The organism is Aphanizomenon sp. UHCC 0183, from assembly GCF_009712065.1.
Lineage (GTDB): Bacteria > Cyanobacteriota > Cyanobacteriia > Cyanobacteriales > Nostocaceae > Dolichospermum > Dolichospermum heterosporum.
Genome location: NZ_VILC01000017.1, coordinates 20170 through 28193 on the forward strand (window position 1 = coordinate 20170; position 8024 = coordinate 28193).

At 38.0% G+C, this 8024-nt stretch carries 7 protein-coding genes and 1 pseudogene; 7 read left to right on the forward strand and 1 reads right to left on the reverse strand.

The genetic code is table 11. From position 1 onward, the window contains the following. Positions 1 to 126: 126 nt before the first annotated feature. A complete protein-coding gene (locus FJR37_RS08080; RefSeq protein ID WP_152608810.1) occupies positions 127 to 1191 on the reverse strand; it encodes a two-component regulator propeller domain-containing protein in 1065 nt (354 codons plus the stop codon). 872 nt (positions 1192 to 2063) lie between these two features. Between FJR37_RS08080 and FJR37_RS08085 the strand changes: the two genes are divergently transcribed. The 7 genes and pseudogenes from FJR37_RS08085 (at position 2064) to FJR37_RS08115 (ending at position 7686) form a co-directional block, all read left to right on the forward strand. Next, a complete protein-coding gene (locus FJR37_RS08085) occupies positions 2064 to 3494 on the forward strand; it encodes a form I ribulose bisphosphate carboxylase large subunit (protein WP_027403993.1) in 1431 nt (476 codons plus the stop codon). Between the two features lie 70 nt (positions 3495 to 3564). Continuing rightward, a pseudogene (locus tag FJR37_RS08090) lies at positions 3565 to 3973 on the forward strand (chaperonin family protein RbcX). A gap of 46 nt (positions 3974 to 4019) precedes the next feature. After that, positions 4020 to 4349, forward strand: coding sequence for a ribulose bisphosphate carboxylase small subunit (locus FJR37_RS08095; RefSeq protein WP_039200136.1), 330 nt, complete (start codon positions 4020 to 4022; stop codon positions 4347 to 4349). A 249-nt stretch (positions 4350 to 4598) separates the two neighbouring features. Beyond that, a complete protein-coding gene (locus FJR37_RS08100; RefSeq protein WP_168465745.1) occupies positions 4599 to 5627 on the forward strand; it encodes a tetratricopeptide repeat protein in 1029 nt (342 codons plus the stop codon). 53 nt (positions 5628 to 5680) lie between these two features. Then, the gene (locus FJR37_RS08105; protein ID WP_039200138.1) at positions 5681 to 5908 is read left to right on the forward strand and encodes a type II toxin-antitoxin system Phd/YefM family antitoxin; all 228 of its coding nucleotides are present in this window, start codon (positions 5681 to 5683) and stop codon (positions 5906 to 5908) included. After that, positions 5905 to 6285 (forward strand): type II toxin-antitoxin system VapC family toxin, encoded by a 381-nt coding sequence (locus FJR37_RS08110; protein WP_039200139.1) that lies wholly within the window; start codon positions 5905 to 5907, stop codon positions 6283 to 6285. Before FJR37_RS08105 ends, FJR37_RS08110 begins: the two co-directional genes overlap by 4 nt. Positions 6286 to 6387: 102 nt before the next feature. Beyond that, positions 6388 to 7686, forward strand: coding sequence for a protein kinase (locus FJR37_RS08115; protein WP_039200140.1), 1299 nt, complete (start codon positions 6388 to 6390; stop codon positions 7684 to 7686). The last annotated feature ends 338 nt before the right edge of the window (positions 7687 to 8024 follow it).

The following is an 8024-nucleotide window of genomic DNA, read 5'->3' on the forward strand; positions in this document are numbered from 1 at the left end:
GGCGTTAAAAATTGTCGTTGGGGCAAGGGAACAGGGAACAGGGAACAGTCCTAATATTACTTTCTCAAATTCGAGACTATTCTTATCTCCTTCTAATTCTTCCTCCTGACTCCTGACTCCTGACTCCTATTTCACATACCGACCAAAACCAAAATGAGGTTGAGCCGTACCCACTGAAGGCATTAACCAAGCTAAACCCTCCGTTGTTCCCACCCATAACTTATTACCAATATCCGGTGCCAAAGTCAAAACTCGACTAGAAGGCAGTCCCGTAACTTGGTCTAAGACTGCCCCCGTATATGGGTTCAATCGCAGCAAACCATTATTAGTACCCACCCACACACTACCATCCTTGGCAAACCTAACTGATGTCACGTTGCGTCCACGTAGGGGAGTCACAGACCTTAACACAATACCATTTTTGGGGTTAATCACCAACAATTGATTTGGCATACCCGCCCAAATTAACCCCTGGGGACTAATAGCCAAAGTTTGGACAGTTCCCCCCGGTAGATTTTGGATTCTCTTCATCAGTAAAGCACTAGAAGTATTCACCTTGACTATTCCCTCCAGCGTCCCCGCCCACAATTGACCGTCAGCATCTAAAGTCATCGCATTAACACTGACACCGGGCATATTTTTAACCGTCGTCATAATTAAACCTTGGTCGGGACTAACCAGAGTCAATCCAGCATCAGTTCCTACCCATAAATAGCCGCGTTTGTCAAGTAACAGTGATAATACTCGTTTGGAGGGTAATAATAAATTCTGGGCTGTAATTTGACTGGTTTGGGGGTCTACTCTCGTTAAACCTTCATTATTTCCCACCCACAAACGCCCTACCTTATCTTGGACTAAAGCACTAATCGCAATATTTGGTAAACTCACACGGGAAATAACCCTACCTGTATTGGGATTAATGCGTGATAATCCGCGCCACGAACCTACCCACAGATTACCAGTGAAATCTCCCAATAAGTTACTAATGCGATAATCTACTGGTGTTTCTCCCTCTTGCAATTGTCTCTCGTTAGGTAAGGGTTTGATTCGTTCTGGTGGTGGTGCAACTTCATAAGTGGGGGTAGATTTGGATTGATTAAGACTGGGATTGTTGTCTTTATTCTCAACCTTTTGGGCTGTAGCTGGTGTGACTATGCTTGGTAAGGCGATTAATCCCAGCAAGGCGGACATTATTAATAAGTTAGTATGCTTGTGAAATAAAGTCACGGTGATATTCCTTTCTAGTTAATTCTACTAAGTTTTTTGAGTTTTATTAATACCATAATAGATGTATATTTTAAATATGGTATAGTTATTAGGTAGCATAAAATCGTTCACGAAGTGTGGCGTATCCATGCGGGAGCCGGAGGCATCAGCCGTAACAAACATTTTAAATTAGTATTAAAAATTACATTATTTGACAACAAAGCCCTGACATCATTAGCTCTCTAGAGTTTAGATATACACATTTGTAAATCAATCTTAATAAAATGTTAAATCTTTATGTAATAACAAATTTAAATATATCAATTAACAAAATTCGCAAAATAACTTATTGAATTATTGATATATTGTGGGGTAAGCTACAAATTCCGTGATGTGCAGTTTCTTCTTTTCTTGCTCATCCCCTGATTAAACTTGTCTTCAGGAAAAATGCCTCATGATCCCTCCTTACCCGCTTTAGGTAAAGACATCAGGAAAAAAAAGAGAATTGCAGCAAACCAGCCTTATATCTGGAATGCGGCTTTCAGGCAAAATTCCGCAGACGGCTTGTAAAGCCGATTTAGTCGGGTATGCAAACTCAAGATGAAAAGATTTTGTATTTCTGGGACGAAAAATAACAGCGTCAAACAGTACGTCTGAAACATGGTAAACAACTTGTTGCGGTGATTGTGACTGCAACTTAATTTGTGCAGCAGTAATACTGCCACCATAGAAATTGATCGCCCCTAAGTATAAGCAAAACTTATAATTTCATTAAGAATGAATTAAGAGTAGGAATGAGAAGAAGTGGCACATAACGTGATTTGATAGTAGAAAGAAAGACTTCTTGGAAGAAAAATATGTCTTACGCGCAAACTAAGACTCAGGCTAAGTCTGGGTACCAAGCTGGGGTTAAAGATTACAGACTAACTTATTACACACCTGATTACACTCCTAAAGATACAGATTTATTGGCAGCTTTCCGGATGACTCCCCAACCCGGAGTTCCTCCTGAAGAAGCTGGTGCGGCAGTAGCTGCTGAGTCTTCCACTGGTACATGGACAACAGTATGGACAGACTTGCTCACCGACCTAGATCGCTACAAAGGTCGTTGTTACGACATCGAACCAGTTCCCGGTGAAGATAACCAATATATTTGTTATGTTGCTTATCCTTTGGACTTGTTTGAAGAGGGTTCTATCACCAACGTACTAACCTCCATCGTAGGTAACGTATTTGGTTTTAAAGCTTTACGGGCATTACGTTTGGAAGACATTCGTTTCCCTGTAGCTTACATCAAGACTTTCCAAGGACCTCCTCACGGTATCCAAGTAGAGCGCGACAAATTGAACAAATATGGTCGTCCTCTGTTGGGTTGTACAATCAAACCCAAATTAGGTCTTTCCGCTAAAAACTACGGACGCGCAGTTTACGAATGTTTACGTGGTGGTTTGGACTTCACCAAAGACGACGAAAACATTAACTCTGCTCCATTCCAAAGATGGCGCGATCGCTTCTTGTTTGTATCTGAAGCTATCAACAAAGCACAAGCAGAAACCGGCGAAATCAAGGGTCACTACCTGAACGTTACCGCTCCTACCTGCGAACAAATGATCCAACGGGCTGAGTACGCTAAAGAACTCAAACAGCCCATCATCATGCACGATTACCTGACCGCAGGTTTCACCGCTAACACCACATTATCTCGCTGGTGTCGTGATAACGGTATTCTGTTGCACATTCACCGTGCTATGCACGCTGTAATTGACCGTCAGAAGAACCACGGTATCCACTTCCGCGTATTAGCTAAAGCCCTCCGCTTGTCTGGTGGTGATCACATTCACACCGGTACAGTAGTTGGTAAGTTAGAAGGTGAACGTGGTATCACAATGGGCTTCGTTGACCTATTGCGTGAAAACTACATCGAGCAAGACAAGTCTCGTGGTATTTACTTTACCCAAGACTGGGCTTCTTTACCCGGTGTAATGGCAGTTGCTTCCGGTGGTATCCACGTATGGCATATGCCCGCGTTGGTAGAAATCTTTGGTGATGACTCCGTACTACAATTCGGTGGTGGTACTCTCGGACATCCTTGGGGTAACGCTCCTGGTGCTACAGCTAACCGCGTAGCTCTAGAAGCAGTTGTTCAAGCTCGTAACGAAGGTCGTAACTTGGCTCGTGAAGGTAACGATATTATCCGCGAAGCTGCTAAGTGGTCTCCTGAGTTGGCTGTTGCTTGCGAACTGTGGAAAGAAATTAAGTTCGAGTTTGAAGCAATGGATACCGTCTGATAATTGAGGATTTGGGATTTTGGATTCATAAACAATCCAAAATCTAATAATCTAAAGGGCTGGGTCAAGCATGGATCTAAAGCAAATTGCGAAAGACACAGCCAAAACTCTCCAAAGCTACCTGACTTATCAGGCGTTAAGGACTGTATTGGCACAGCTAGGCGAAACAAATCCTCCTCTAGCACATTGGTTGCAAAACTTTTCCGCTGGGAAAATCCAAGACGGAGAAGCTTATATAGAGGAATTGTTTCTAGAAAAGTCAGATTTGGCATTGCGGATTATGACTGTCAGGGAACATATAGCGGCGGAAGTGACAGAGTTTTTACCAGAAATGGTACTAACTGGCATTCAGCAAGCCAATATGGAACAGCGTCGCCAGCATCTCGAACGCATTACGCAACTAAGTTTATCAAGTCCCAGCCTCGAAATACCAAAGACAGACAATATCTGATTCTAATTTGGATAATTTATCTAATTAGTCAGTCAACCAAGTCATAAAAAATCTCCCCCCACTTATCAAAAACTATGCAAACTTTACCTAAAGAGCGTCGTTACGAAACCCTTTCTTATCTTCCCCCTCTGTCTGACGCGCAAATTGCCAAGCAAGTTCAGTACATTATTTCACAAGGTTTCATTCCTGCAATTGAATTCAACGAAACTTCTGAACCTACAGAACTTTATTGGACAATGTGGAAGTTGCCTTTGTTCGGCGCTAAAACTGCTCAAGAAGTATTGAGTGAAGTTCAAAGTTGCCGTTCTCAGTATGGTAACTGCTACGTCCGTGTTGTCGGTTTTGACAACATTAAGCAGTGTCAAGTTATGAGCTTCCTTGTTCACAAACCCAGCAGATACTAAGAGCTAGTTATACTCAAAACGGCTGGATTGTTTGATTCTAAAGGTAGGGGTTTAGCAGTGCTAAACCCCTACACATCCGGGTTCTTTGTCATTTGGCAAAAGTTTAAATCTCACCCGTGTTTAGTATAGCTAATAGTAATTTGATCAACTAAAAAGAGGGGTAGAGTTTTCTATCTCTCTTTTTTTTAATTTTTGATAGAGAATAGAATTATCGGTTGAGTCGCAAACACAAAGCTAAAGGTGGTAATTATGCAACAAATTACTCTTGATGAAGCTTACTATAATCGCGCAGTTGCTAATTATTTTTTGGGAAATTTTCATGAAGCATTAAAAGACTGTAATGAATCTTTGCAAATTAATTCTAACAATACCAAAACTTTAATAGCAAGGGGTATAGTTTACTCTGCTTTAGGAATAATAGAAGATGCTATTAATAATTACAATAGAGCATTAAAAATTAATCCAAATAGTTATCATGCTTACTTTAATCGGGCAGTAGCTTATTCCATGATAGGAGATGAAAATAAGGCTATATCTGATTATAGCAGAGCATTGCATATTAATCTTTATAAGGCTGATGCTTATTATAATAGAGGAAATTCTCGCTATGCTTTAGGAGATGAACATGGGGCAATAGCTGATTATAATATAGCAGTGGAAATTAATCCTGATAAAGCTGATGCTTACTATAATAGGGGCGAAATTCGTTATGAATTAGGAGATAAATTTAATGCAATTGAAGATTTTAAAAAAGCAGCAGAGATATATAAGCATAAAGGCCAAGAAATAGATTATCAAGATGCTATTGAAAAAATAAAATCATTTTATCAGTCTGAACGAAGAGAGGAAGATAGAGAAAATAAAAATGAAATTAACTTTCATCAAAATTACGTTAGTTATTCATTTGATGTTTTTGTTCAACATCAAGATATGTGGGAACAATTACTTAAAGATATAAAATGTAGTTGGCAAATAGTAAGTAGAAAAAATAAGAAATTTATTAGAATTAGATTCTATGGAACTGATGAAAAATGTTTAATATTGAGTCAAAACTTAGCAGAATATAAAGAATATCATCTTAAAGATATCAAAAGTGATTTTGATACTCATATAAATAATGAAGCAATACAAACAGAAAGTTTGATAGATAATACTGCTCAAGAATTTGATAAGATTGGTGATAATAACTACCCTGTTCAATTCGAGAGAGATAACTGTGATAGTTGGCTGGATTGTGGTTATATGAATGACATCATAAACCCTTATGAAGTATACTAGATATACTTTAGATATAGAGTAGTGTTTATTTGATTTAGTCTCAGGAGATTATTATGCAACAAATTACTGTTAATGAAGCATCTCAACATTTATCTGATTTAATTGAAGCAGCACTTGGTGGTGATGAAATTATCATCATGAAAGATAATCAACCTGTGGTGAAATTAATTCCTGTATTACCAGTTAAAATTCGTCCTAAATTTGGTAGTGCAAAGGGAATGATCAAAATATCTGATGATTTTGATGAACCTTTGGAAGAGTTGAAGGAGTATATGGAATGAAGCAATTAATTGATACTCATACTCTGCTGTGGTTTACTATAGGTAATCCCAGAATTAGCGATAATTTGAGATTACAAATTGAGAATAATGACAATATTTTGAGTATTGCCAGTGTTTGGGAAATGGCAATTAAACACAGCATAGGTAAACTTAATTTGGATATGAGTTTTGATGATTTTGTCGAACAGCAAATAATTGGTAACGGTATTACATTAAAGGAAATCAAGCAACAGCATATTTCAGTTATTGCTCAACTTCCTTTACATCATCGTGATCCTTTTGACAGAATGTTAATTGCACAGGCTATGGTGGAAAATATGCCTATAATAAGTGCTGATACAATTTTTGATGCCTATCCCATACAGCGTTTATGGTGAAAAATAACGCACAATTTTGATATTTCTTTTTTTTAAGCGGAGAGGGTACAGACAACGGTTATGATTTATGAGTATCAAAAATATACTCTATATTAGCAGTCAATGAGCTACTGTATCAATCCCAACTGCCCACAACCGCAAAACACCAGACAGCCCTTATTTTGTCAATCATGTGGTTCTGAGTTACTTTTAGAGGGGTGCTATCGAGTCCTTCGTCCCTTGGGGGGTGGTGGTTTCGGTAAAACCTATGAAATTGATGACTCTGGTACAAAGAAAGTCTTGAAGGTTCTGTTTAATACAGTTCCTAAAGCTATTGAATTGTTTCAACAAGAAGCGGCAGTTTTAAAACAACTCAAGCATCCTGGTATTCCTAAAGTTGAATCAGATGGTTATTTTATTTATTCTCCTAGAGATCAAGAACCCCTGCATTGTTTGGTAATGGAAAAAATTGAGGGGATGAATTTAGAAGAATATATGACTCAACGTAATGATAAAGCTATTAGTGAACGTGCGGCTGTACGGTGGTTGAAACAGATAGTTGAAATTTTACATCAAGTCCATCGACAAAATTATTTTCATCGAGATATTAAGCCACCTAATATTATGCTCCGTCCATCTGGTCAATTGGTATTAATTGATTTTGGCACAGCGCGGGAAGTTACACAAACTTTGATGCAAAAAGTCGCAGGACAGCAAGTTACAGGGATTATTTCCGCAGGTTATACGCCACCTGAACAAATGAATGGTAAGGCTGTTCCGCAATCAGATTTTTTTGCTTTAGGGCGAACTTTTGTTTATTTATTAACTGGTAAATATCCTCAAGATTTTGCGGAAGATTCTCGCACAGGGACGTTAATTTGGCGAGATGATACTGCTGGTATTTCCCAAAAATTATTAGATTTGATTGATTATTTAATGTCTCCATTTCCTGGAAATAGACCGAAAGATACTCAAGAGATTTTATATAGATTATCTAAATTTGAAACTTCCTCACCGGAATTTAAAACCGCTAATTCTTATAATCAATCTTCTAATTATGGTCTTTATGCTAAAACGGTGATACCAGATCGAAATTGTGGAACAAATGGTATCTGTAGTGATTTATGGTATAGTATATCCTTAGTTTTATCTGTAATCTTTACTTGGCTTCATTTTGCATTGGCTGAAAGTTCGGTTAAACAATTAACTTATGGACAAGGTATCTGCAAAATGATTGTGACTGATATGAATGGTCAGAGAATTTCTTTTTGGCGTGCTACTTGGAGATTTTTAGTTAAAATATTGTTGACCTGCTTTACTTTTGGTTTACTTGATCTAATATTTATCCTATTTAATAAAAAGAATCGTTCTTTACACGATATCTTAGCTGGTACTTTAGTTATCAAAAAACCATCTGCATAATTACAAGGTATTCCAGATGTTTTTGGTGCGTTACGCTGATTTAATTGAATCCGCACTGGGTGGTGATGAAATGGATGATTCTGGCACCAAGAAAGTCCTGAAGGTTCTGTTCAATCCCACATTCCGCAGATGTGACTCAGATTATTGATATTTTTGAAAAATCCCAGCCAGGAAAATTTAATCTACCTAATTTTTCTGATTGAGTTTAACGTTATCTGCCAAAAAATATAGCCTATTAATTAACTTAATTTCACGAGTTTTTAAAATAGATTCTCTCTCTCAATTAAAGTAGTAATTTCGGTTAAAATAAACAAGCTTGAAACATGAGTTTTTTTCGT